The following is a 25,742-nucleotide window of genomic DNA, read 5'->3' as shown; positions in this document are numbered from 1 at the left end:
ACCCCCAGTCGAAGTAATGCGGTTCAGCGCTGCGCGTCCAAGACACTCTGCAACAACGCGGAGACGTCGTCGACCCGCTTGGCGTTGACCGTGATCGAACGCCCCGCTGAGCCTTTAACAGTTATCTCGACATCAGACCGACGGGGTTGCGCCAGCCATGTTTTCAACGACACCGCCAGGACTGACAGCACCCCACCACCACCCACTGTCACCGTGGCGACATCCACCCAGGAACCCATCTCCCCTTTTTCCGGAGTCCGGACCACAGCGTCGACGAGGCCCCTCAGTTCCGGTTCCTGTCCGAGCCACCGCAGAAGTGACTCCACCTGCTCCCCGTCGTCAGCGGCGACCGACAACCTGAGTTCGTTACGCACTGAGCCCCTTCCGCCGCGCATCCCCCGGTCTCTGCACCATACGCCGACCGCCCATCCAGCCATGTCCAAATGATCCTCGAACCCTGCGAAGACCCGGCTCGACCGAATGCCCACCCGCACAATCGGTTACAGGTAACGGCGCGGGGGCGGGCAAGGCTTTGGCCACCGCCCGCCGGACTCACGCCCACTTTGTATTTCCTCACCCGTCCGCAACGACCGAACGGACAACCTGATCCCAGGGGCCGCACTGCGGCGCCGGCCACTATCGGTGGTGCTGCTGGGGTTCAGGGGAGGTCGGGAGCGCTGCCGCGGGCCGGGTGATGATCGTGTTCGGTTTCCGCAGCGACCGCAGGCAGCGGGTACGAGCGCGGCTCGGCCCGCTTGTGCAGTTGGAGCACACTGAACGCGCTGACGATGGACGAGCACATCAGCAGACGCGCGGTCTGCTGATGGCGGCCGGCGAGGCGGGTGAGACGCGAGTCGGAGCTGACCAGGCAGATCTGCACACCGACGCGGCGGTAGCGGTCCGCGTCCCAGGCCACCGCAGCCAGTGTGCGCAGGGACAGGAAATCCAGCCTGGTCGCATCGATGATCAGCACGCCACCCGCGGTAGCCGCTACCTCGGCAGCGGCGCGCACACTGTGCCGCCACCACGGCAGCGTGAACGCATCGGCCTCGCCACGCGCCGACAGTACGACGAAATCGCCGCGGCGGTGGGTCCGGAACGACAACTGAACACCCGGGTCCCGTGAGCGCAGCGTGCACGACAGGAAAGAACTCGAAGTGGGATTCACCGGGACACCCCCGATCCAGTCGAAAGGTTGGACAGCATTACGATCCGGGCCCGCGCCTCGGGCGGCATCGAGGACGAACCCAGGCTACGCCGGCCGCCAGGCCACCCACCAGAGGGCGGGAAAACCGTTAGGAGCCGGACACCGTCGCGCTGCAGCGTTGACCGAACAGTGACCTATTGCGGTGATCCGATCGGCCTGCGCGCAACGCGACGCGCGTCGGCGCCGGCGGTCAATCCTTTTCGGTGAGTGCGGCGTTGATTTCGCGGGCTTCGGCGAGTTCGTCTTCGAGGACGATGATCCGGCACGCCGCTTCCAGGGAGCGCCGTGGTCGATGAGCCGTATGGATACTTCTTTCACTTCAAACCCACAGAATCTACCCCACACCCTGTCGAATGTCTACTGTTGTTACTACAGATTTTTGGGCTCGATTCCAACCCACTCAGGACTCCTGTGGCGAACCGGCCGCCGAATCCCGTCCGTCACCGCAACGAGTGAGGGACGGACATGAGCCCTTTTACCGCGTAGGCGCTTCCGGCGGGCGGGCGGAGGGCCGGTGGGTTCCAGTCGCACTGACGGAAGTCGCCTCGCCGGTGGGTCGTCCGGTCCGGCTCATCCCGAGGAACATCGACCCCAGCCCGAGCAGCAGCGCGAGCGCGCCTGTGACGACGTTGTTCCAGATCGTCGATGTGGTATCGACATTCCCGCTGACAATCCACGGGGCGAGGATCATCCACAGGCCGATCAGCGGAGCAGCCCAGACAATGCCGTGAGTGCGGCCGTAGACCGAGGCGAATCCAAGGGCGAGCATCGCCAGGGCGATACCGCAGACGAGGTTGTTGACCGTCAAGGTCGTCAAGCCGTTGAACCCGACGACCCACGGCGAGATCGCGATGTACAGCCCGGTCAGAAACAGCAGGCCGGTGACCGCCTGGGCGCCTGGCGCCTCTGCGGCGCGTTCGTATTTTTCCCGCAATTCCACGATGTCGGGATGCCGACTCATCATGGTTTCACTACTCATGCTCTCCACCACCTTCGGACGTCGTGGCGAATCGAAATCTCGAGCCGGACGGCCTGCGCTCGGTCGGGAAAATGGCCCGGGGTGCTCGCCACTCACTTATATATCATATCGTGATACTATCACTCCATGATGGAACGGTCGATACCCTCGTCTACCTCCCTTACCGACCAGGACTACGCGGAGTTGCTGGCGTTCCGGAGCGGGCTGCGCCAGCTGCTGCGCTGGAGCGAGCGCCGGGCGGCCGAAGCCGGGCTCACCGACACCCAACACCAATTACTGCTGGCGATCCGTGGGCATTCCGCCCCGGAGGGGCCCAGCATCGGCGAGACCGCCCGATACCTGTCCGCCCGCCACCACAGTGTGGTGCAGCTGATCGACCGCACCGAGCAACTCGGCCTCGTCGCCCGCAAGCGAGGAGAGGGCACCGACCGCCGGGTCGTGCGCCTCACACTGACCGATGCGGGCAAGGAAGCCCTCGCTTCGCTCGGCGCCGCACACCTGGAAGAGCTTCAGCGACTGACCCCCCTGGGCGGCGCCCTCAAATACGACACCACCATGCCGCACGCGGGCTGAAGTCACCCCTCGGGGGACATGCCCGGACGAGCCGCCCATGCCGGCGACCCCACCATGCCCGCCCGATCCGGCGCAGCACCTCCCGCGGCTTCAACCCTTAGGTCGTCGACACCCGCCGGCCCACGATGGCGCTGCCCGGGGATCCCACTGCCGTCGGCAGAACTCGCTGAAATATTCGGAGGCCGGTCGTGCCGCACGAACCCATGCCACGGCAGCGCTCGACGACGTAGCGCTCCGCAGTTCCGCTCCTCGGGGCGAGTGTCGGCGAGGTGAAGGCACCGGAACGCGCACAACGGTTAGCGTCGCGGGGGCAAGGGTCAACTGGGCAGGGCCGAGCGGGCGAACCGGTCGTTCAGCCGGTGAGGGAAGGGGCTGTGATGGTGTCGAGCACAGTGGTCGCGCTGCTCGGGGCGAGTGGGGAGAGCCCGCCGGGTTTGTTGCCCGCCCGTCAGCAGATGGCGTTCTCGCTGGGCTGGCATATCGTGCTGGCCTGCTTCGGTGTCGCCTTCCCCGCCATGATCTATGTCGTCCATCGGCGCGGTCTGACCCGCGAGGATCCCGTTGCGCTGGGGCTGGCCAAGCGATGGGCGACGGTCTCGGCGATCCTGTTCGCCATCGGCGCTGTCTCCGGGACGGTGCTCAGCTTCGAAATGGGGCTGTTGTGGCCGGGGTTGATGGGGCGCTACGGCGACGTACTGGGTCTGCCGTTCGCCTTCGAAGGATTGTCGTTCTTCATCGAGGCCATATTCCTCGGGATCTATCTGTACGGCTGGGGGCGTATGCCGCCGCGGCGCCATCTCGCGATGCTCATCCCGATGGGGGTGGCGGGCGTGGTGGGCACATTCTGTGTCGTCAGCGTCAACGCGTGGATGAACAACCCGACCGGCTTCCGGATCGTCGACGGCGAGGTCACCGACGTCGACCCGTGGCGGGCGATGTTCAACGGCGGGGCGTTTCTGCAATTCGCCCACATGTGGGTCGGGGCGTTCATGGTGGTCGGGTTCGTGGTGTCGGGCGTTTATGCCGCCGGTCTGCTGCGCGGCCGCCACAATGCCCACCATCGGCTGGGCTTCACGGTGCCCTTCGTCTTCGCGACCGTCGCCGCGCTGCTACAGCCCGTCATCGGGCACGTTCTCGGGATGCGCGTGCACGACACGCAGCCGGCGAAGTTGGCCGCGTTCGAACTGGCCCCTACCGCCGAGGGCCCGGCGCCGCTGCGTGTGGGCGGAGTGCTGGTGGACGGCGAGGTCCGCTGGGCGCTCGATATCCCCCGCTTGGGTTCGATCATTGCCCGCAACTCGTTGACCGCGCCTGTTCCCGGTCTGGACTCGGTCCCGGTGGGAGATCGGCCGCCGGTCAACATCACCCACCTGGCGTTCCAGACCATGGTCGGCGTCGGCACTCTGCTGGCGCTCGGGGTGACCGTGTTCTGGCTGATGCGGTGGCGGCGGCGTGATCTGCTGGGTCACCGGTGGTTTCTGCGGGCAGCCGTCGTCGCGGGACCACTGGCGGTCCTCGCGCTCGAATGCGGCTGGATCGCCACCGAAGTGGGCCGGCAACCGTGGACCGTATGGCACGTGCTGCGCACCGACGATGCCGCCAGCACGAGTACCGGACTGTGGTGGAGCTACACCGGTGTGCTGCTCGTCTACCTGGGTATGACGGCGGGGGCGGTGGTCGTGTTGCGTTCGATGACCCGGCGCTGGCGCGCCGGCAGCGAGACGATCGCGGCTCCCTACGGTCCCGGAGCCGCACCCGTCGACCAGGCACAACGGGTATATGACGCCGGAGGGCGGTGACCGATGGACCTGTCGGATGTGGTCGCGACCGCGATGTTCACCGGGGTGGTTCTGTATGCGCTGTTCGCCGGGGCGGACTTCGGATCCGGGTTCTGGGACCTGACCGCGGGCGGGCCGCGCCGCGGCGGACGACTGCGGGTGCTGATCGACCACAGCATCGGGCCCGTCTGGGAGGCCAACCACGTGTGGCTGATCTACATACTGGTCTTCCTGTGGACCGCCTATCCCACCGCCTTCGCCGCCATCATGACGACTCTGTTCGTTCCGATGAGCCTCGCCCTACTGGGAATCGTCCTTCGCGGGGCGAACTTCGCGTTCCGTAAGTACTCCGCGACGATGACCCAGGCACGCCTGTTCGGCGCATTGTTCGCCGGAGCGTCCCTGATCGCCCCGTTCTTCTTCGGCACCGTCGTCGGCGCGATCGCCTCGGGCCGCGTTCCGGCGCGAGGATACGGCGACCGGGTGAGTTCCTGGGTGAACCCGACCTCACTCCTCGGCGGCACCCTGGCAGTAGGAACCTCGGCGTTTCTGGCCGGAGTGTTCCTCACCGCAGACGCCGCACGGTCCGGCGACCACCGACTAGCGGAATATCTGCGGCCTCGCACCCTGGTGGTCGGTGGCGTGACCGGTGTGATCGCGATCGCGGCGATCGCACCGATCCGGCGCGACGCACCGACCCTCGGCGACGAACTTCTCGGGCGGGCGCTGCCCCTGATCGCCCTGTCCGCGACGGCAGGTGCGCTTACCCTGGGCCTGGTGTTCCGCCGCAGGTTCGGGTGGGCACGACTCTCGGCGCTGGTCGCAGTAGCGGCGATCGTCATCGGGTGGGCCGTGGCCCAGACGCCCTGGATGCTGGTCGACGAAATGCTGATCGCCGACGCCGCAGGCGCCCGCGCCACTCTCCTCGCTCTACTCGCCGTTGTCGTTATCGCGGCGGTGACGGTGTTACCCGCACTCACCTACCTGTTCTGGCTCACTCAGTCCGACGCCTGGGTTCGTGACGAGGCCGCCCCTACCCGCGGGACCCATAGTCCGTGATGGGCGGCTTCGTCTTCGGTGGAACGGCGAGCCGGCCCACGGGCGTTTCGTGGCTATGGCCCGGGGTATGGCGGGCGCGGAGGAGGTAGCCATGCGAGCGATGGTGTATCGCGGCCCGTACAAGATACGGGTGGAGGAGAAGGACATCCCGCCGATCGAGCACCCCAACGACGCCGTCGTACGAGTGCAGCGGGCCGCGATCTGCGGGTCCGATCTGCACCTGTACCACGGAATGATGCCCGATACCCGGGTCGGCACGACGTTCGGTCACGAGTTCATCGGCGTCGTCGAGCGCGTGGGCGGATCGGTGCGCAACCTCGTACCCGGCGACCGGGTGATGGTGCCGTTCAACATCTACTGCGGGTCGTGTTACTTCTGTGCCCGCGGGCTGTACTCCAACTGTCACAACGTCAACCCCAACGCCACAGCCGTCGGCGGAATCTACGGCTACTCCCACACCTGCGGCGGTTACGACGGTGGGCAGGCGGAATACGTACGGGTGCCCTTCGCCGACGTCGGGCCGGCCAAAATCCCCGACTGGCTCGACGACGAGGACGCGTTGATGTGCACCGACGCCCTGGCCACCGGCTACTTCGGCGCACAACTGGGTGACATCGTCGAGGGCGATGTCGTCGTGGTCTTCGGCGCGGGTCCGGTGGGGTTGTTCGCCGCGCAGTCGGCGTGGTTGATGGGCGCGGGCCGGGTGATCGTGGTCGACCATCTCGAGTACCGGTTGGCGAAAGCGCGCGAGATCGCCCACGCCGAGACGGTGAACCTGACCGACTGCGCTGACGTCGTCGTCCAGATGAAGCGGATGACCGGCCACCTGGGTGCCGACGTGGCGATCGACGCGGTGGGCGCCGAAGCGGACGGCAATCTGCTGATGCACGTGACCTCCGCGAAGTTGAAGCTACAAGGAGGGTCTCCCGTCGCGCTGAATTGGGCCATCGATTCGGTACGCAAGGGCGGCACCATTTCGGTGATGGGCGCCTACGGCCCGATGTTCAGTGCGGTGAAATTCGGCGACGCGATGAACAAAGGGCTGACCATCAACACCAACCAGTGCCCGGTCAAACGCCAGTGGCCGCGGCTTTTCTCCCATATCCGCAACGGCTACCTGAAGCCGAAGGAAATCATCACCCACCGCATTCCGCTCGAACATATCGCCGAGGGCTATCACATGTTCTCCGCCAAACTCGACCACTGCATCAAACCGGTGATCGTGCTCGACCCCGCCTGAAGGAGCGCGCGCCATGACCTATACCAGCGAGCATCCGCCCGTCCCGAGCGCCGAAGAATTACGGGCCCGTATACCGGGTTGGGGTGCCGACCTCGATCCCGCGGACCGACCCTCGGTACCGAAACTTCGTCCGGAGGACACGGGCGCGCATTGGGATTTCCCGGAGCGCCAACCCGAGACCAAGCCGCGTGAACGCTCGATCGAGCACGCGTTCCTCACCCCCGTATTCGGCACCTCGACACCATTACGCGGGCTGTCCGGCCGAATCCGCCGCCACGCCTACGAGCGATACAGCGAAGCCAGGGCCGCGCACTGGCTGCTTCTGCTGCTCGGCGACCGTGTCGACGCCTGGGAGAGCAACGCGCGTTCGTTCGCGACTCGCCGACCCGACAACCCGATCACCGAGACCGGGGTACACGCCGAGCTCACCTACCACGGGCTGCGGTCCCGCATCCACGACACCCGGGCCGACCGCGCGCACCAATGGATGGATCCGATCATCGTCGCCGGGCCATGGCTTGTGGCGGGGGCGATCGGGCTGGGAGTCATCCGAGCCGTCCTCCGGCACGGCCGATAGCTGGAGCGATCCACCACGGCGCGGCCTCATCCGAACCGGGCGGCGGGCGTGCGAACGGTCCGGCCTGTTTGCTATGAGGTGAGTGGGTAAGGCTCCGAGACTGCCCTGCGCGCTCGGCGCGGGGGTGTATCGATGGCAGACCCGGTCGGCGAGCACCCCACCCACGATATCCACCCTCCTGACCTCGCACCGATCGCGGAACCGCGTGCAGACCATCGACCAGCGGCCGGGCCGCCGGGCCAGGAAAGGCACGGCGGCGGCATCCGATCGGCGTTTGCCCTGCCACGGCCGGGGTAGGCAGCGACGCAAGGGGTGGTCGTGAGGAGGTGCGGACTGTGCGATCGATTGCGGAACTGAGTGAAACCGAACTGGGCGGGGAACACAGCGTGCTGGTGCGACAGCGTCGCGATCACCAGTATCTCGACACACTGCTGCAGCGCATCGCCGCCACCACAGGTACCGACCGTCAAGAGGCGCTGACACAGCTGTGCAGGCTGGTGTTCCCGCACGCGTTCGCCGAAGAGGCGGTGTTGTGGCCGATGGTGCGGCGTCTGCTGCCCGACGGCCACGAGCTGACCTTGCGCGTCGAGCAGGAGCATCAGCAGATCAACGAACTGTTCACCGAGCTGGAAAACCTCGATCCCGACAGCCTCGACCACCGCCGCCTGTTCGAGCGAATCGCGGACCTGTTGCGTGAGGATGTCCGCGACGAAGAAGACGTCCTGCTGCCGAAACTGCAGGAAGCTGTCTCCCACGAGACGCTGCGCCGGATCGGATGGGCATGGTGGACCGTGCGGATCACCGCCCCGACCCGAGCACACCCCACCGTGGCGCGCCGGCCACCCGGCAATGCCCTGGCGGCGCTGCCGCTATCACCGATCGATCGTTCCCGGGACCGCCTCGACCACGCCGCTCGCCGCGCCCCGGCGCGCCTGGCCACAGTTTGGCGGCGCACCGGTCACCTACTGGCCGGCGCCGCAGCAGCCGTCGAGCACGTGCCCCCGCTACGCCGCGGTGAGGACCCCACCACCCGAATGTGAACCCACGACCACCGCCGATCGGATTCGGCCCGGCGCGTCCTCGCCACCTCCAAGCGTGTTTGCCGTGCGCCTGTGGCGGTATGCGGGGCGTGATAGGGGACGAGAAAGGACCGATCCGACCAGTAGTGGAGGCACAATGTTCCGCCATACCGATTACCTGCAATTCGACGTCAAGCCCGAAAAGCCCGATTCGGTCTACGCCCGCAAACTGCAGGAATTGCTGGGCGGCGCGTACGGGGAGATGACAGTCACCATGCAGTACCTGTTCCAGGGCTGGAACTGCCGGATGCCCGGCAAATACAAGGACATGATCATGGACATCGCCACCGAGGAGATCGGTCACGTCGAAATGATCGCCACCATGGTCGCCCGGCTCCTCGAAGGCGCCCCCGCTACCCGCGCGACCCAGGAAGCCGCCGCCGACCCGGTGATCGGCGCGGTTCTGGGCGGAATGGACCCCCAGCAGGCGATCATTTCCGGCGGCGGGCCGGTACTCGCCGACAGCAACGGTGTGCCCTGGAACGGGCGCTACATCGTGGCCAGCGGCAACCTGCTCGCCGACTTCTACGCCAATGTCACCGCCGAAGCCCAAGGACGGGTCCAGACCGCACGGCTTTATCACATGACCGACGATCCCGGCGTCAAGGACATGTTGAAGTTCAACCTCGCCCGCGACACCTACCACCAGAACATGTGGCTGTCCGGCATCGAACAACTCAAAGCCGACGGCCTGGAAGGCACCGTCGCCCCGAACGCGCTGTTCGACCAAGAACACTCCGAACACGCCACCAGCCTGTGGCACCTGTCCGACGGGACCGAGGCCGACCAAGGCATGTGGGCATCGGGCCCCGCACCCGACGGCGTACACGAGAACGGTTTCCTCGCCGACCCCCAACCCCTGGGCGACAAGGCCTCGGCCCCGCCCCCGGACCCCAAACTGTATGCCACCTACGACGGCTCCCAGGGCAAACCGCGCTCCACCGCGCTGGGCACCCAGGCCGGACTCGTCGGCAAGGTGAAGGACGCACTGGATCCCGACAAGCCTTGAACCTCGACCGGGCAAGGACCGGATCGCCGCGGGGCGTCGCGGGCAGAACCAGGCCGCGCTGGAGCGCAGCGCCGCCGGAGGTCGTCGTCCTGGAGTTGGAGCCGACTCCGGCGAGCCGGAACCCCTCCAGGGCTGGGTTCGGGCAGGAAGACCCGTACAGCCCCCGGGCCCGACCTCGGTGTCCAATCCGGTCACGTTGTCGAAATGATGACGCCAGTAGGCGGTGGCCGGGTGGCTCGTCTACCTTTCTGCGCGGTATCGGAGCCATCCAGCCGGTCGCCGATCATCCGTACTCAGCGGGGTTCCAGGTGCGGGTCGGCTTGTTGGTGAAGATGAACCGCAATGCCTTGATCATGATGTCACCTCCTTCCTGGGGCTCTGGCGTCCGCGGACAGGGTCTGTGGGGTGCGACGCAGGGTGAACGGCCTGGGGATCGCCGCATTGGTCACTATCGGGCGGGTGTCACCGCCGCCGATGACGGACAGCGACGTGTTCTCGGTGAGGGTGGCGACTGCTTCGGTGACCAGTTCGTGGGCGACCGCGGCGCCGGCGCAGGTGAACGGGCCGGAACTGAAAGGTACGTAGGGGCCGTTCGCGCTCGGGCGGGCCCAGCGGTCGGGTTGGAACGCCTCCGGTCTGGACCAGTGTTGTTCATCGTGATGGAGCAGGTAGGGGCTGACCGACAGCTGGTCACCGGCCCGGAAAGCGATCCCACCGAACTCGGTGGGCTGCGGGACGGGACGGCTGACCATCCAGGAGACCGGCCGATGCCGCGCTGCCTCACGTACGACCCGGTCGACGGGCCACGGCCATGGTGAGCCTGGAGAGTGGAGACTGCCCAGCAGCACCGACCAGGCGATCGAGTAGCCCAGCGGTCCCACAATGGAACGGAACATCAGCACATACAGCTCCGTCACCGTGCTATCGGCGACCTCGTCGGGGCAGGCACCGATCACCGCGTCGAGCAGATCCCGTGGTCCGGACTTCGCAATGCGGCCGGCGTCGCCGCGCCGGGCCCTCACCTGCTCGGTCAGCACGGTCGACAGTTTCGCTCGCAGCAGCTGAGCCCGCGCCCGCTGCCCCATCCGGGCCGGGCGAAGTGCGCCCACGCGGGCGTTCCGTTCCAGTAACCGCCGCAATTCGGGAGAACCATCGGGGTGCAGCAGTACGTCCGCGGTGCACCGATACACCAGCTCGACCCCGGCCGCCGGCCAGCGGGTGACGGGGGGCATTTCGGTCGCCGCGGCCGCCAGGGACTCGCGGTACCGAGGCGTATGCGCCCGCAGGATCCCGCGCGCAGCGCGGCCGAATTCGACCTGGACAGACCGCGAAGGCAGCATGGAGCCGAAGAACTCGGACAGCCCCGCATTGAACGCGCGGTCATGCAACACCGTCAGCGCCAGGCCCGTATCGCCGACACACCACCCGCCCCATGGCAGCCTGAACACCTCCCCCGAGCTGGTTCGGCGGAGATTCTCTAAAAAATCCAACGGATCGTGCCGGAACCGGAGCATCTCTGCGAAACCCATCGAACGGTCCTCTCACGGAGAGGGTGAGCGGTTCATCAGGTGCTTTCGAGCTGCGCCTATCCACTGGACCTGCGTACAACCGCAGGCCGAACGTAGCCTTCCAATTTTATCCAGCGTGTCCAGACCGGTACGGATCGCGGCGATGATCACCGTGATCCGGAGCCGGGGTGGGCCTGACCAGGACCGCACCGACATCAAGAAACGAGCGGTACTCCGGCTGTTGCGGAAGCAGGCCGGGTGATCGCCGGAGGTCGAGTCCCTGCCGGATACCGGAGTGCGGATTGCCCTTCCCGGTCGGGCGATCACGGCCGCCGCAATGACAGGAGCGAGACCTCAGCCCGGAACATGCAGTGGGTCGACCCAATACTGTGGGCTGCGGCCGTAGTGCGGCGTCGCATACGCGCGGTCCCATGTCGCGCCGGCGGCGATGAGCTCGCGCCACGGTGCGACCTCGACATACATGACCCGCATCGAGTTCAACGACCCGATGTGCAGATCGGGTCCGTCGGTGGTGACCGCGTCCTCGGCGACGGCGACATCGAAATTTCGTTCCAGGGCGGCGCGGACCGTCGCCTCCACACAGACGTTGGTCTGCAGTCCGCACACGATCAGACGATCGGCGCCGAGCGTGCGCAGGGCGGGTTCGAGTTCGGTGTAGGCGAAGAAGCTGTGCCGGGTTTTGTCGAGTACCAGCTCCCCCGGGTCCGGTGCGACGGCATCCATGATCTGTGAACGCCACAGCTTCTCCTGCTCGGACAGCACCGGCAGCCGATCCGCGCGGCTCGCGCGGTGCCGGGCCGACCGCGGTGTCATCGCCGGAGAGGACACCTGGCGCGAATAGATCACCGGAATCCTCTGCGTCCTCGCCTGGTGGATCAACGACCGGCATTCGGCCACCACCTCGTCCCGCCTCCACAGCGGTGGCCACCCGTAGGCGTCCCGGACATCCTGCACCAGATACGAGTTCTGCACGTCCACCACGAGCAATACCAACGACCCCACAAACACCCCTTATGTATCGAAAGCTGCTGTACCTCAAACGCCTACAGCAGGCGACCCTCCATTATGGGCTGCTGATCGGACCGGCGGCGCACATCCGGGCTCATCGGCGGAGCCGGGGCGCGGATCTTCGGGCATGACCCGTGGCCGGTACGGGGATTCGACACCTGTGCCACCTCGGTTGCGCGGAGATGTGACGACAACTCGCCCAGGGCCCGGCAGGAGACCGTCCGGGCAGTGCAGCCGGCGGACCCGGACATCGGTAACGTCAGTGTTCGAGGAGGTGTTCGGTGCGGTGAACACGAAAATAATCCGGGCGAGGCAGGAACGGCGGCGCGTGATCGTGGCCGCGGCATCCGGGTTGTTCGCCGCCTGCGGTTATCGGGCGGCGAGTATGGACGAGATCGCCTGCCGGGTCGGAATCAGCAAACCAGTTCTGTACAAATCGTTTTCGAGCAAGCTCGAACTCTATCTGGCGGTTCTGCACGAGGCAGTACAGGTATTGCGTGCCACGCTCACCGCGGCATTGGCCTCCGCCCGAGATATGCGATCGATTGTGGTGGCGACGGTGACCGCGGTGTTCGACTTCGCCGACAACCATGCGCGCAGCGCTGCCCTGCTGGCCGGAGCGGCCGACGCGGAGGAGCCGTCGGCGCAGCGGATGGCGCGCCAGGCCACCACGATCTGCACCGAGGCCCTGTTGCAGGCGCTCGCACCGTCCGCCTCGCTGCGGGCCGAGCGGGGATGGCTGATCGCGGCGGAGATGGTCGGGATCGCTCAGTCATGCGCGCGCGACTGGGTGGATGACCGGTAAGCGATTGCCCAAGAACGAAGCTGTCGCCACGACCGCCGGTTTGTGCTGGTCCGGCCTGGCCGGTGTCCAACTGGCACCGAAGAGCCCGGTCACCGCCGGGGACTGAACTCCGTTTCCACGGTGGGAGCTGAGAATTCCCGGCCGACCGGATAGCGTGCTACCCCGGCTGGAGCACTCCTTCGGACAGGGCGACAGGAGGCTTCGACGAACTTCACTCAGGACGCGGCGTCGAGGAAGGCGCGGACGTCGGCAACCAGGGTGCGCAGGGATTCACCCGCGGCGTGGACGGTGGTCGTCTCGAAGCTCCACAGCCGAGTCTGCGGCATCCCGGTCACCGTCTGCGGGGGCGGACTCACCGGCATCGAAGCGGCCGCCGAGATCGCCGAGGCGCACCCCGGGCTGACGGTCGCCCTGATCAGCGCGGCACGCGGACGGCGCGGCACGCGGACCGCTCGGCTCGGAGCGGGTGTGGAGGGGCAATCAGCCCTGGTTGGTTTCGTCCACTATCCACGCGGCGATCTGGGCACGGGAGGTAAACCCCAGCTTGGTGAGTATCTTCTCGACGTGCCCCTGGGCAGTGCGTGGTGAGACAACGAGTTCGGTGGCGATCTGCCTGTTGCTGAGGCCCCGGGCGACCAGTGCGGCGACCTGCCGCTCACGTTTGGTCAATCGGGCCGTCCGGTCGGGGTCGGCGGTCGGGCCGGTGGATTGCTCGCGCAGTGCGTAGGCCTGCGCCGCGGAAACGCTCATCGTGCGGCCTCGCTCGAATGCCACATCGAACTTGGTGTCGCCGAGAGTCTTTCGCGCCGACTGCTCGCACTCCTCGTGGAAGTACGACAGCGTGTCGAAGACACGGCCGCGGCTGCCTCCGGCCGGCCAGAGGTGACGAGCGGCTCCCATGAGCACCGCGGCCCGCTCCGCATCCCGGCGGTGGCAGGCGACCCAGGACAGCGCTTCGAGGCAGAAGGTCACCACCATGGGGCTGTTGAGCGGACGGTCGACGCGCAGAGCGTCCTCGATCAACTCTTGCGCACGGTCGACGTTGCCGCGGCGCAATTCGGCGACGGCCAGTCCCCGCATGGCCAGCGCGCGATACAGTATCCCCCCGCACCCTTCGGTGATAGCGATCAGCCGCTGCTGGTGCTCGATCGCTTTCTCCGTATCGCCGCGCATTTCGTACGTCAGACCCAGCAGGGTCAGGGCATGGATATGGAGATGACCGGTGAGGTCCGACCGGTAGACGTCGATGGCGGCCTCCAGGAGCGGTGCGGCACGCGAAGGGTCACCACTGAGCAGGGCCAAGCCTGCTGCCGCGTTGTTCATCTGCGCCTGCAACATCGGCGTCGGGTCACGTTCGGCCAGCACCCGGCCCTCCTGGAGCAGTGTCGCCGCGGACCGGAAATCGCCCTGCGCCGCCGCCATGTCGATGGCGACGCGCAGTGCCGTCACCCGGTCGGGGATCGAGGTAGCGCCGGGGTGGGCGAGAACCCGTTCTATCCAGGACCGTCCTTCACCGTAGAAGCCGCGGAACACCCAGAACTCCCACAGCGCGGACGCCGTTTGCAGGCCCGCTTCCGCTGCTTCCTCGGTGTCCTCGGACAGCGAGGATTCGAGGGCCTCGCGCAAATTGGGGTGCTCGCGCTCGAGCCGGGCGATCCAGCCGGGCTGCGCACGGCCGATCCATCCCGCCTCCGCGTCCAGCGCCAGCCGCTGGTACCAGGCCCGGTGCCGTCGGCGCAGCTCCTGGTACTCGCCGGATTCCCGCAGCTTGTACCGACCGTAGTCGCGCAGGGTCTCCAGCATCCGGAACCGCACGACGGAACCCGACTCTTCCCGGATCAGTATCGACTTGTCCACCAGTCCGGAAAGCGCATCGACGATCTCGACAGGTGCCGAGTCGACAGGGCACACCTGCTCGACCGCATCCAGGCCGCAGCTACCGGCGAACACCGACAAGCGGGCCCACGCCCGCTGTTCGGCCCGCGAACACAGATCGTAGCTCCAATCCAGGCACAGCTTCATCGACTGTTGCCGGGTCGGCGCGGTGCGGAAGGAACCGGTGAGCAGCTCGTATCGGTCCGTCAGCCGGGCCAGGATCTGGTCCGGCGACAGCGTACGGATGCGCGCGGCGGCGAGCTCGATCGCCAGCGGCACGCCGTCCAATCTGGCACAGATCCTGGTCACCGCGACCATGTTGTCCTCGGTCAGCTCGAATCCCGGTACCACCGCCGCGGCACGCTCGACGAACAGCGTCACCCCGTCGAAGCGGGGCAGCCCCTTCAGCGACGGTCGATGATCCGGATCCGGGACTGTCAACGGCATCACCCGCTGGGTCACTTCGCCGGCGATCTTCAACGGCTCGCGGCTGGTGATGATGGTCCGCACCCCCGGGCACGAGGCCAGCAGCGCCTCGGTCAGCTCGGCGACCGCATCCACGATCTGCTCACAGTTGTCCAGGACGAGCAGCGTTTCGCGGGACCACAGGTAGTGCATCAGAGTCTCGAGCAACGGCCTCGTCGAGTCGTCCCGGACACCGAGCGTTGCCGCCACGGTGTCGACCAGCAGCCCGGGATCGGACACGAGAGCCAGATCGACCAGCCACACCCCGTCGGCGAAATCGCGCTGAACCTGCGACGCAGCCTTCAGCGCCAACCGCGTTTTGCCCACGCCGCCGGTACCGACGAGTGTGAGCGAGCGTGACCTCGACAGATGATTCTTGACCTCGGTCAACTCGGCACGCCGATCGACGAGGCCGGTCAGCTCCAGTGGCAAATTCCCACCGGCATTCTCGCCGACCGGCTCCGCCTGCCGCCCACCCTGTGCCGCGGCGCTGGACGGGGAACGTTCGGGACCGGGATTGGTCAGCAGGACCAATTCGCCCGTCGAACTCCCCCGGCGCCGCTGCACCCGCCGAACGGCTTCGCCGAACTCCGCGGCGGTGGGGCGTTCGCGGCGATCCCGCCTCATCGCCGTTTCCACCAGCGTCGATACCTCGTCGTCGATACCGCTCTGCCGCAGGTCCGGCAGGTCATGGGTGGTGATCCGCAGGAACTGCGTCACCATCTTCTCGCCCTTGCGCCGCTCGAAGGCGGCATGCCCGGTCAACGCGCAGAACAGGGTCGCGCCGAGCCCGTAGACATCGGCTTCCGGCGTCGACGGCTGCCCTCCGAGCACTTCGGGTGCGGTGTACGCGGGAGAGCCGGTCACTGTGCCGGTGGCCGTCTCGAACCCGCCACCGATATGGGCGATGCCGAAATCGGTCAATGCCGGCTCGCCGAAATCGGTGAGCAGAATATTGCCCGGTTTCACATCCCGATGCACTATCCCGAGCCGGTGAGCTGCCTCGAGCGCGCCGGCGATCTTCCATCCGATCCGCAGCGCATTCTCCGACGAAAGCGGGCCGTGCCGGCGAATCCACATATCGAGAGACCCCGAGGGGTGATAGGGCATCACCAGATAGGGGCAGTCGCCGGAAAGTGTGCCCACCTCCAGCACGGTCACGATATTCGGGTGCCCGGTCGAGCGGCCCATCGCCCGCTGCTCCCGCAGGAATCGGGCCCGGTTGTCCTCGTCCAATCCCGCGGTGAAAACCTTCACCGCCACGGTCCGGTCCAGCTCCGGCTGCCGGCAGCGATACACCATCCCGAATCCACCCCGCCCGACTTCCACAGCATCCAGGTAACCGGCCGCAGCCAATTCGGCGCGAAACGATCTCGTCTCGCGCTGCGTGCGAAGTGGGTCGTCACCGCTCATCGGTGTATTTGCCCCGGGCAGTGTTGTGCGAAGCGAAAGAAACCATAGGCTCACCTCTTGCCCACTCCACTATATGCCCGGCCGGAGAAGACCCCCGCTGCCCGGTTCGATATACGGAAAATAGCGCTCAGCGCTTACTCGCACCCACCCGCCGCACCTCATTCCCGGGTGTCGCTGCCCGACTTATTCGAGCCGTTCGGGCAAGGTTTAGCCGGACGCGGCGTGGGTACCGGCGCGGGCACCAGTGGTTCGAACGCAAGCGGTGGCTCGGACGAAGGAGAGCGCATGGCAGTGACACCGTCTCGACCCGCAGAACTCACCCCCACCCGCCCGTTTCCGGCGCGGGTGGGCCCGAAGGGTTCGGCCATCCGGAAACTGGTGACCACGACCGACCCGAAACTGCTGGGCATCATGTACCTGGCCTCGGCGACGGCGTTCTTCCTGATCGGCGGGTTGATGGCGCTGCTGCTGCGCGGGGAATTGGCCCGCCCCGGGCTGCAGTTCCTGTCGCCGGAACAGTACAACCAGCTGTTCACCATGCACGGCACGATCATGCTGCTGTTCTATGCCACGCCGGTGGTGTTCGGTTTCGCCAATGCGGTCCTACCGCTCCAGATCGGGGCGCCGGATGTGGCGTTTCCTCGCCTCAATGCCCTGAGCTACTGGCTGTATCTGTTCGGTGCCACCATGGCGACCGCCGGATTCGTGACTCCGGGCGGCGCCGCCGATTTCGGCTGGACGGCATATTCGCCGCTCACCGATATGCTGCACTCACCGGGTGTCGGCGCCGATCTGTGGATCATGGGTCTGGCCGTATCCGGTTTGGGCACCATTCTCGGTGCGGTCAATATGCTCACCACGGTGGTATGCCTACGGGCCCCGGGCATGACGATGTTCCGGATGCCGATCTTCACCTGGAATATCGTGGTGACCAGCATCCTCGTGCTGCTGGCGTTCCCTATCCTCACGGCGGCGCTCATGGCGCTGGCCTACGACCGGCGCCTGGGCGGTCATATCTATGATCCCGGTGTCGGCGGTGTCCTGCTGTGGCAGCACCTGTTCTGGTTCTTCGGCCATCCGGAGGTCTACATCATCGCGTTGCCGTTCTTCGGCATCGTCACCGAGATCTTCCCGGTTTTCAGCCGCAAACCCATTTTCGGCTACACCGCGCTGGTCTTCGCGACCATCGGCATCGGTGGCCTGTCGATGGCGGTGTGGGCCCACCATATGTACGCCACCGGCGCGGTGCTGCTCCCCTTCTTCTCGTTCATGACCTTCCTCATCGCCGTGCCGACCGGCGTAAAATTCTTCAACTGGATCGGCACCATGTGGAAGGGACAACTCACGTTTGAAACACCGATGCTGTTCTCCGTGGGATTCCTCGTCACGTTCCTGTTCGGTGGGCTGTCCGGTGTCATCCTGGCCAGCCCGCCCCTGGACTGGCACGTGCACGACAGCTATTTCGTGGTGGCGCACTTCCACTACGTACTCTTCGGCACCATCGTGTTCGCGACCTTCGCCGGTATCTACTTCTGGTTCCCGAAGATGACCGGCCGGCTCATGGACGAACGTCTCGGCCGCCTCCACTTCTGGACCACCTTCCTCGGCTTCCACACCACCTTCCTGGTCCAGCACTGGCTCGGCGCCGAAGGCATGCCCCGGCGTTACGCCGACTACCAGGCCGATGACGGTTTCACCGCCCTGCACACCGTGTCCACCATCGGCTCGTTCGTGCTCGGCGTCTCGATGATCACGTTCGTGTGGAATGTCTTCAAGAGCTACCGCTACGGCGAGGTGGTCACCGTGGACGACCCCTGGGGGTACGGCAACTCCCTGGAATGGGCCACCAGCTGCCCGCCGCCGCGGCACAACTTCTACGAACTGCCCAAGATCCGCAGCGAGCGCCCCGCCTTCGAACTGCACTACCCGCACATGTCCGAGCGCATCCGCAAAGAATCCCACATCGGCCGCAGCAGCCACGGCGCCGGCGCGGAACTTTCCCAGCCCCCCAGCCCCACCACCGGTGCCGCCGCCGCCGACGGACCCGACCGCTGACACCGGCTCCCGGGGCACCCGGTGTGGAGGGTGGCGCCCACCCGGACCTCGCCACCGTCGTGGCCGGGACTGCCCCCCTCGCGAGCAACCGCACCCGCCGGGTGGAGGCCAGGCGGCGTCCGGTCGGAAGGCCGGCGCCCGGCGAGCGCCTCTCGGCGAGCGGTCGCTCGTGCGAGGAATGGGTACGGTCCACCCGGGCTCGGATCAACTCTCCCCGCGACCGCTCCGCCCGCTCGCGGCCGACTGCCCGAAGAAGAAGCCGAGGATCAGCAGGATCATGTTCATCACGATCTCCGGGACCTTCGTATCGGTGAACATCGCGACCACCATCACGAGACTGAACCCGACCAGCAGGACCGCGCCGATGAGGACGGCGATGGGCTCACGCTGGAACAGCGACCACCGCATCCGTGAGCGGCGCTCGTTCAGGTCGCGGACCACATTCTGCAATTCGGTCTCCAATGCAGCGTCCCGCGCGTCCTCGGTCACCGAGGATTTCGCCACCACGTCCTGTGCCCGCTGGATCTGAGCCGCGACCATCTGCCTCGCCACCGGGTCGTGGATCGCGGATTCGGCTACATGCTGGATCTGGTCGAGCTCACGTCGTGCCGTGGTATTCCGCAGCCCCGCCTGGAGTTCTTTGCGGATATCGGCGAGCCGGCGCAGCATGTATCCCTCGCCGACCACATCGGTCACGCCGTTGCTGTCGGTGATCTCGAACGGTTGCCGATTCTGCCGGGGGACGGTCTCCATCATGTTCTCGACCCGGGACAGCCACGCCGCGACCTCGTCCGGTGTGACGCCCTCGAAGGTGCGCGGAATGCCGAGTTCCTCCTTGATGTTGTTGCGGACGGCTTCGCGGTTCTCCGGCGAAACATCTCGTTCTTCCCGCGACTCTCTGCGACCCAACGCATTCCTCCCACACTGACCCTTGCTTGCCGGACCAGCGTACGGGCTCCACACCGAGGCAGGAACGGGATACACCCTCGCGCAACGAAACCCGGGGACCGTATGAGCCCGCACCGCACGCCCCGGCGCCCGCACGGCAGGAGTCGGCGACGACCCGCGGGCCGGACGCAGCCGCCGTTTCCGCAGCGAGAGGCCCCCGCACGTTCCGGCGGTCGGGGGCCGCGGGAAGGATCACCCCCGGCCGACGACCCACGCGGCGATCTGCGCGCGCGAGGTGAAGGCGAGTTTGGAAAGAATGTGCTCGACATGCCCCTGCGCGGTGCGCTGGGAGATCACCAACTTGGCAGCTATCTGCCGATTGCTGAGTCCCTGCGCCACGAGTTCGGCGACCTGATGCTCGCGCTTGGTCAGCTGTGGCGCAGCGGGATCGGAGCCGGGCGCGCCGGTCGGTTCCTCCCGGAGAGCGTAGGCGACGGCAGCGTCCAGGCCCATCGCGCGACCGCGGCGACGGGCGGCGGCGAATCGGCGTTCGCCGAGCACGCCACGAGAACTATCATTGCATACCTCGTGGAAGCGCGACATGTTCGAGAAGACCGTCGTCACGCTGCCGCCGGCGGGCCAGCGCCCCGCTGCGGCCCCCATCAAAACCGCCGCGCGTTCGGCGCCGCGCCGGTCATCGACTGTCCATGCCAGCGCCTCGAGACTGAGCGCGGTCAGCAGCGGGCTGCGCATCATCCGGGTGAAGCGGAGGGCCGATTCCAGCGATTCCCGCGCACGGTCGCGGTCGCCGCGCCGCCACGCGACGACCCCGATACCCCGTAGGGCGGCAGCGCGATAGATGAACTCTCCATACTTTTCGGCGATCGCCAGTACTTCGCGATAGCACGAGTCGGCGGTGTCGATATCGTCGGACACTTCGCCGGCCCAGCCGAGCAGAGTCAACGCACTCACATACAGGTTCGGCGGCTCGGTCGCGCGGAGTAGCTCGACGGTACGCGTGAGCGCCGCTGCCGCACGAACGGGCTCGCCGCGGGTCAGCGCGAACGCACCCTCCCCATAGGCCACCTGCGCCCGGAGCGCGGAAGAACCCTCGGCATCCGCGAGCGCCCGCGCCGCGTCCAGCCGGGCCGCCGCGAGCTCGAAATCGCCCTGGGCCGAGATCAACTGGCTACTGACGCGGAGGGCTTCGACACTCGCGGAGGTCTGATCGGCACCGGGGCGTCCGAGGAGGCGCTCGAGCCAGGAGCGCCCTTCGCCGTGCAGGCCGCGGAAAATCCAGAACTCGGACAAGGCGGCGGCGGTGCGCAGCCCCGCCTCGGTGGCTTCCACCGTGTTCGCCGCGAGGAAGGATTCGAGCGCGTCGCGTAGGTTGGGCTGTTCACGCTCGAGCCGATCCTGCCATTCGGGCTGGCGGGGGCTCAGCCAGTCCGCCTCCGCATTCAGTGCCAGCCGCTGATACCAGTCGCGATGGCGTCGGCGCAGTTCCGCGTTCTCGCCCGATTCCGACAGCTTTTCCCGGCCGTAGTTCCGTACCGCGTCCAGCATCCGGAACCGCACGCGGATCTTCGAGTCCTCGCGGATTACGATCGACTTGTCCACCAGCGACGAGATCACGTCGAGCGGAGTGCTCGCCTCGAGAGGGGGTTCGGCGCCGGCCATACCGGCGCCGCACACCTCTTCGGCAGCGTCGAGCGCGAAACTGCCGGCGAAGACCGAGAGCCGAGCCCACATCCGTTGTTCGATCTCGGTGCACAGCGAGTAACTCCAGTCCATGCAGCCCCGTAACGTCTGCTGCCGGGTCGGTGCCGAGCGACTACCGCGGGTCAGCAGTGCGTATTGATCCGTGAGCCGCCGGCGGATCTGCGCGGTCGACAGCGCGCCCATCCGTGCCGCGGCCAGTTCTATCGCCAGCGGTAGACCGTCGAGCTGCGCGCAGATGCGCGCGATATCGACCTTGTTCTCCTCGTCGAGTTCGAAGCCCGGTACCGCCGCCGCGGCGCGGGTGACGAACAACGACACACCGTCGAACCGTGCCATCTCCCCCAGTGGGGGATCGGCATCCCGGTCCGGCGCCTGGAGCGGGGGAACCTGCAGCACCGCCTCCCCCGCACCATTGAGCCGTTCCCGGCTCGTCACCAGGATGTGCAGATCCGGGCACGTCCGCAGCAACGTATCGACCAGCTCGGCCACCCCGTCCACCACGCCTTCGCACCCGTCCAGAACCAGCAGTACCTCCAGACCGCTCAGCAGCTCCAAGACGGCCTTCAACAACGGTGTCGGTGATTCGTCGCGGACACCGATGGTCGCCGCCACCACGTCGACCAGCCGCGAATCATCCGCGACATCGGCCAACTCGACCAGCCACACGCCATCGGCGAAACCGCGTTGTAGCTGCGCCGCGGCCCGCAGGGCCAGCCGTGTCTTCCCCACGCCGCCGATTCCGGTCAGTGTGACCAGCCTTCCGGCCGCCAGCAGGCTCTTGACCTCCGCCACCTCGGCTCGTCTGTCGATGAAACTGGTCAACTCGAGCGGCAGATTTCCCTCGCTCCCCCGGCCGACCGAGGCCAGCGACGGGCGCATCTCCCACACCGCCGGACGATCCACCCGAGCCTCCGTCCGAGTAGTGACGGGCGGCGCCGGTGCCTCCGTCGACGACCGGTGGCGTCGCCGGATCTGCACGATGGCCTCACCCAGTGCCGCGGCTGTCGGCCGCGCGTCGGGATCACGGCTCATCGCGGCCGACACCAGCACGGATACGTCGTCGGGTACGGTCGCCTGCCCCGGGCCCGGCACCCGCTTGTCGGCCGCTACCCGCAGAAACTGCGCCACCACGTGCTCACCGCTGTGCCGTTCGAAGGCGGCGTGACCGGTGAGCGCGCAGAAAATGGTGGCGCCGAGCCCGTAGACATCGGCAGCCGGGGTGGATGGGTCGCCCTCGAGCACTTCCGGCGCCGTGAACGCAGGCGATCCGGTGACCTTCCCCGCGGCGGTCCGATATCCGTCGGCGATATGCGCGATGCCGAAATCGGTCAACGCGGCCTCCCGGTGGGGGGCGAGCAGAACATTTCCCGGTTTCACGTCCCGATGCACGATGGACAGCTCGTGGGCGCCCGCGAGGGCACCGGCTATCTTCACCCCGATCTCCAGCGTGTCCGCGACCGGAAGCGGACCGTACCGGCGGATCCTCGCCTCGAGCGAGTCCAGGGGATAGTACGGCATCACCAGGTAGAGGCGTCCCGCCTCCGTGGTCCCCGCCTCCAGCAGGGTGACGATGTGCGGGTGCCCGGTCAATCGCCCCATAGCTCGCTGTTCGCGAAAGAAACGCGCACGATCTTCCTGATCCAGGTCTGCGGGTAGTACCTTCACCGCGACAGTCCGGTCCAATGCCGACTGGGTGCAGCGGTACACCACCCCGAAACCACCGCGTCCGATCTCCACCGCGTCGTCGAAGCCCGACCCGCGCAGATCTGCCGTGACGGGAGTGACCACCCCACGCTGTGTTCGCAGCGGATCCTCGCCGGTCATCAGCCGCCGAGCGCGCTACCGGAAATTTCTCGGAAACCACGCACCATGCGCTCACCTTTCGCTGGGACGAGTTTACCGCCGGAATCCCCGCATCCGAGGCCGCCGACCGGTCCCTCGGGCATACGGCGGGCTCCTCCGGTACATCCCGGGTGCACGGGAACAAGGATTGGCCTCGACCGCAGCGGGTAGCACGACGGCCGACATCCGCTCCGCGAGTCAGCGAGGAGAAGCTATGGCCCAGCAAGTCTCCGACTATGTCCTGCGGCGCCTCCGCGAATGGGGAGTCGAGCAGGTATTCGGTTACCCCGGTGACGGTATCAACGGGTTGGTGGCCGCGTTCGGCCGCGCCGACAATTCACCGCGGTTCGTCCAGGCCCGGCACGAGGAGATGGCGGCGTTCCAGGCGACCGGATATGCCAAGTTCAGCGGCAAGGTGGGCGTCTGTACCGCGACCTCGGGGCCCGGTGCGATCCACCTGCTCAACGGGCTCTACGACGCCAAACTCGACCATGTCCCGGTCGTGGCGGTGGTGGGTCAGACCGCGCGTAGCGCGATGGGCGGCAGCTACCAGCAGGAGGTCGACCTGCAGTCGCTGTACAAGGACGTCGCCGCGGACTATCTGGTCGAGGTGAACGTCTCCAGTCAGCTGCCGAATGCCCTCGACCGGGCCTTCCGCACCGCGATCACCCGCCGCTCCCCCACCGCGGTCATCATCCCGGCGGATCTCCAGGAGGAGCCCTACGAGCCGCCGCAGCACGAGTTCAAACAGGTACCGTCCAGCCCGCCCGCGGCGCTGGTGACGAGTTCCGATCCGGCCGACAACGAGATCCGGCACGCCGCCGACGTGCTCAATGCCGGGTCGAAGGTCGCCATCCTGATCGGCCAGGGCGCCCGGGCGGCCGCGGCGGAGGTACTCGAGGTCGCCGACCTGACCGGCGCGGGTATCGCGAAAGCCCTCCTGGGCAAGGACGTGCTGCCCGATGACCTCCCGTTCGTCACCGGATCGATCGGGCTGCTGGGCACCCGGCCCAGCTACGAGTTGATGCGTGACTGCGACACCCTGCTGATCGTGGGTTCGAATTTCCCCTATACCCAGTTCCTGCCCGATCTCGATCAGGCGCGGGCGGTGCAGATCGACCTGGACGGCGCGATGATCGGCATGCGCTACCCCACCGAGGCCAGTCTGGTCGGCGACGCACGGACCACCCTGCGCCACCTGATCCCGCTGCTGAACCGCAAGGAGGATCGCTCCTGGCGCGAGGAGATCGAACAGAACGTGGACCGCTGGTGGACCACCATCGAGCGGCAGAGCATGCTCGACGCCCACCCGATCAATCCGATGCGGGTGGTGTGGGAGCTGTCCGAACGGATCCCCGGCAACGCCATCGTAACCGCGGATTCCGGATCCTCCACCAACTGGTATGCCCGCTGCCTACGCTTCCGCGATCAGATGCGCGGGTCACTGTCGGGCACTCTCGCCACGATGGGCCCCGGCGTCCCCTATGCCATCGGCGCGAAGTTCGCTCATCCCGACCGCCCCGCCATCGCCCTGGTCGGCGACGGCGCCATGCAGATGAACGGGCTGGCCGAGCTCATGACCGTCGCGCGCTATCAGCATCTGTGGCAGGACCGCCGGCTGATCGTCTGTGTCTTCCACAACAACGACCTCAACCAGGTCACCTGGGAGTTGCGCGCCATGGGCGGCGCGCCGAAATTCGAGGAATCGCAAAGCCTTCCCGATGTCTCCTATGCCGAGATCGCGCGGGCGATGGGCATCGAGGCGGTCGCGGTCGAGAAGCCGGACGCGATCGGCGGCGCCTGGGATTACGCGCTCGCCGCGGATGGCCCGGTGTTACTCGACGTCCGATGCGACCCGGAGGTGCCACCGATTCCCCCGCATGCCAGCTACGAGCAACTGAAGGAGATGGCCGCCTCGGTACTGCGCGGCGACCCGGATGCCTGGCATCTGATGGTGCAGGGCGCCAAGACCAAGGCGCAGGAGTTCCGGCCCTGACCGGCGGGGAGCGCCGACCGCCGGCCCCTCCGGTACGGAGCCGCTACGGCTGCGGCGGCCTCATGCCCAGGCGTGAGCCCCCGGGCTCGGTGACAGCGGCGACATGAGCCGCCCCCAGAATTCGTGCCGGATCGCATCCCAGAGCCCGGCCAGTTCCGGATGGAGTTCCCGCGCTCGCGCGAGATCCGGATAACTGCCGGAGGGGAAGCAGACCACCGGGGAGGCATCGCAGAGCTTCTCGACGACGACGATGGCGATGGCGTGATCCCGCAGCATGCGCCAGCTGGCGCGGAGCCCGTCGGCCTCCGTTCGGCACATGCCTTCCCTCGCCGATGCGCCGTCGGAGAATACGACCTGTTCGGTGGTCGCTGCCGGGCCGGTGGGTGACTCTGCACCGCGACGACGCTGCCGGTGAGGAGCCTCGACACAGCGAGCCGGGTGTTCATGCATGTCGTTCCCTCTCCTGATCGTCATCCGACCGATGGCGCCCGAGCCGGCACCACCCGATAATCTAATACCTCTGAATTCATAGTTCAATGGCTTAGAGCAACCTGGAGCGTTGAATTCGGTGTCGAAGGGCCGGCAGTGGAGCCGCCTTGCTATTGACTCCATAGTTCATATTTCAAGTTCCGAGTCCTAGAAT

The 25,742-nt window shown here is 66.9% G+C and carries 20 protein-coding genes; 11 read left to right on the top strand and 9 right to left on the bottom strand.

Annotated features, from left to right (window positions below; translation table 11 throughout):
* Nucleotides 1–23 precede the first annotated feature (23 nt).
* The 3 genes from AB0H42_RS00795 to AB0H42_RS00785 all read right to left on the bottom strand — a co-directional run bounded on the left by AB0H42_RS00795 (nt 24) and on the right by AB0H42_RS00785 (nt 2,186).
* Nucleotides 24–374: a hypothetical protein gene (locus tag AB0H42_RS00795; protein ID WP_357047730.1), complete on the bottom strand. Its 351-nt coding sequence runs from the start codon at nt 372–374 to the stop codon at nt 24–26.
* A 284-nt stretch (nt 375–658) separates the two neighbouring features.
* Nucleotides 659–1,168, bottom strand: coding sequence for a hypothetical protein (locus tag AB0H42_RS00790; RefSeq protein ID WP_357047727.1), 510 nt, complete (start codon nt 1,166–1,168; stop codon nt 659–661).
* 514 nt (nt 1,169–1,682) lie between these two features.
* Nucleotides 1,683–2,186, bottom strand: coding sequence for an SPW repeat protein (locus AB0H42_RS00785; protein WP_357047724.1), 504 nt, complete (start codon nt 2,184–2,186; stop codon nt 1,683–1,685).
* A gap of 126 nt (nt 2,187–2,312) precedes the next feature.
* Here AB0H42_RS00785 and AB0H42_RS00780 point away from each other — a divergent pair, with 126 nt between their 5' ends.
* The 7 genes from AB0H42_RS00780 (at nt 2,313) to AB0H42_RS00750 (ending at nt 9,501) form a co-directional block, all read left to right on the top strand.
* The gene (locus AB0H42_RS00780; RefSeq protein ID WP_357047721.1) at nt 2,313–2,759 is read left to right on the top strand and encodes a MarR family transcriptional regulator; all 447 of its coding nucleotides are present in this window, start codon (nt 2,313–2,315) and stop codon (nt 2,757–2,759) included.
* A 377-nt stretch (nt 2,760–3,136) separates the two neighbouring features.
* On the top strand, nt 3,137–4,558 hold the full coding sequence (locus tag AB0H42_RS00775) for a cytochrome ubiquinol oxidase subunit I (RefSeq protein ID WP_357047718.1): 1,422 nt from the start codon (nt 3,137–3,139) through the stop codon (nt 4,556–4,558).
* 3 nt (nt 4,559–4,561) lie between these two features.
* A complete protein-coding gene (locus tag AB0H42_RS00770; RefSeq protein WP_357047715.1) occupies nt 4,562–5,596 on the top strand; it encodes a cytochrome d ubiquinol oxidase subunit II in 1,035 nt (344 codons plus the stop codon).
* A 91-nt stretch (nt 5,597–5,687) separates the two neighbouring features.
* Nucleotides 5,688–6,836: a zinc-dependent alcohol dehydrogenase gene (locus tag AB0H42_RS00765; protein ID WP_357047712.1), complete on the top strand. Its 1,149-nt coding sequence runs from the start codon at nt 5,688–5,690 to the stop codon at nt 6,834–6,836.
* Between the two features lie 13 nt (nt 6,837–6,849).
* Complete coding sequence (locus tag AB0H42_RS00760) at nt 6,850–7,413, top strand: hypothetical protein (RefSeq protein WP_357047709.1); 564 nt, start codon at nt 6,850–6,852, stop codon at nt 7,411–7,413.
* A 335-nt stretch (nt 7,414–7,748) separates the two neighbouring features.
* Complete coding sequence (locus AB0H42_RS00755) at nt 7,749–8,453, top strand: hemerythrin domain-containing protein (RefSeq protein ID WP_357047706.1); 705 nt, start codon at nt 7,749–7,751, stop codon at nt 8,451–8,453.
* A 136-nt stretch (nt 8,454–8,589) separates the two neighbouring features.
* Complete coding sequence (locus AB0H42_RS00750; protein WP_357047703.1) at nt 8,590–9,501, top strand: manganese catalase family protein; 912 nt, start codon at nt 8,590–8,592, stop codon at nt 9,499–9,501.
* Nucleotides 9,502–9,860: 359 nt separating this feature from the next.
* On the opposite strand, the gene AB0H42_RS00745 is transcribed toward AB0H42_RS00750, so the two are convergent.
* The gene (locus tag AB0H42_RS00745; protein ID WP_357047700.1) at nt 9,861–10,949 is read right to left on the bottom strand and encodes a cytochrome P450; all 1,089 of its coding nucleotides are present in this window, start codon (nt 10,947–10,949) and stop codon (nt 9,861–9,863) included.
* 196 nt (nt 10,950–11,145) lie between these two features.
* Between AB0H42_RS00745 and AB0H42_RS00740 the strand changes: the two genes are divergently transcribed.
* Entirely contained in the window at nt 11,146–11,271 is a 126-nt protein-coding gene (locus AB0H42_RS00740; protein WP_357047697.1) for a hypothetical protein, read from the top strand.
* A 92-nt stretch (nt 11,272–11,363) separates the two neighbouring features.
* Here the strand turns inward: AB0H42_RS00740 and AB0H42_RS00735 are convergent, their stop codons facing one another.
* On the bottom strand, nt 11,364–12,032 hold the full coding sequence (locus AB0H42_RS00735) for an isochorismatase family cysteine hydrolase (protein WP_357047695.1): 669 nt from the start codon (nt 12,030–12,032) through the stop codon (nt 11,364–11,366).
* 292 nt (nt 12,033–12,324) lie between these two features.
* Here AB0H42_RS00735 and AB0H42_RS00730 point away from each other — a divergent pair, with 292 nt between their 5' ends.
* Nucleotides 12,325–12,843 (top strand): helix-turn-helix domain-containing protein, encoded by a 519-nt coding sequence (locus AB0H42_RS00730; protein WP_357047692.1) that lies wholly within the window; start codon nt 12,325–12,327, stop codon nt 12,841–12,843.
* A 480-nt stretch (nt 12,844–13,323) separates the two neighbouring features.
* Here AB0H42_RS00730 and AB0H42_RS00725 read toward each other — a convergent pair whose 3' ends face one another.
* Entirely contained in the window at nt 13,324–16,596 is a 3,273-nt protein-coding gene (locus tag AB0H42_RS00725; RefSeq protein WP_357047690.1) for a protein kinase, read from the bottom strand.
* 285 nt (nt 16,597–16,881) lie between these two features.
* On the opposite strand from AB0H42_RS00725, the gene ctaD reads away from it, so the two are divergent.
* The gene (gene ctaD, locus AB0H42_RS00720) at nt 16,882–18,651 is read left to right on the top strand and encodes a cytochrome c oxidase subunit I (protein WP_357047687.1); all 1,770 of its coding nucleotides are present in this window, start codon (nt 16,882–16,884) and stop codon (nt 18,649–18,651) included.
* Nucleotides 18,652–18,855: 204 nt separating this feature from the next.
* On the opposite strand, the gene AB0H42_RS00715 is transcribed toward ctaD, so the two are convergent.
* On the bottom strand, nt 18,856–19,560 hold the full coding sequence (locus tag AB0H42_RS00715; RefSeq protein WP_265807517.1) for a hypothetical protein: 705 nt from the start codon (nt 19,558–19,560) through the stop codon (nt 18,856–18,858).
* A 231-nt stretch (nt 19,561–19,791) separates the two neighbouring features.
* Complete coding sequence (locus AB0H42_RS00710; RefSeq protein WP_357047683.1) at nt 19,792–23,085, bottom strand: protein kinase; 3,294 nt, start codon at nt 23,083–23,085, stop codon at nt 19,792–19,794.
* A 232-nt stretch (nt 23,086–23,317) separates the two neighbouring features.
* On the opposite strand from AB0H42_RS00710, the gene AB0H42_RS00705 reads away from it, so the two are divergent.
* Nucleotides 23,318–25,099 carry a thiamine pyrophosphate-requiring protein gene (locus tag AB0H42_RS00705; protein ID WP_357047680.1) on the top strand — a complete coding sequence of 594 codons (1,782 nt, stop codon included), beginning with the start codon at nt 23,318–23,320 and terminating at the stop codon, nt 25,097–25,099.
* Between the two features lie 60 nt (nt 25,100–25,159).
* Here AB0H42_RS00705 and AB0H42_RS00700 read toward each other — a convergent pair whose 3' ends face one another.
* Nucleotides 25,160–25,417 carry a hypothetical protein gene (locus AB0H42_RS00700; RefSeq protein ID WP_357047677.1) on the bottom strand — a complete coding sequence of 86 codons (258 nt, stop codon included), beginning with the start codon at nt 25,415–25,417 and terminating at the stop codon, nt 25,160–25,162.
* Nucleotides 25,418–25,742: the final 325 nt, after the last annotated feature.

It is taken from the genome of Nocardia sp. NPDC050799 (genome assembly GCF_040654015.1).
GTDB lineage: Bacteria > Actinomycetota > Actinomycetes > Mycobacteriales > Mycobacteriaceae > Nocardia.
The sequence above is the reverse complement of the archived record's forward strand: the minus strand, read 5'-3'. Positions and strand labels throughout refer to the sequence as shown.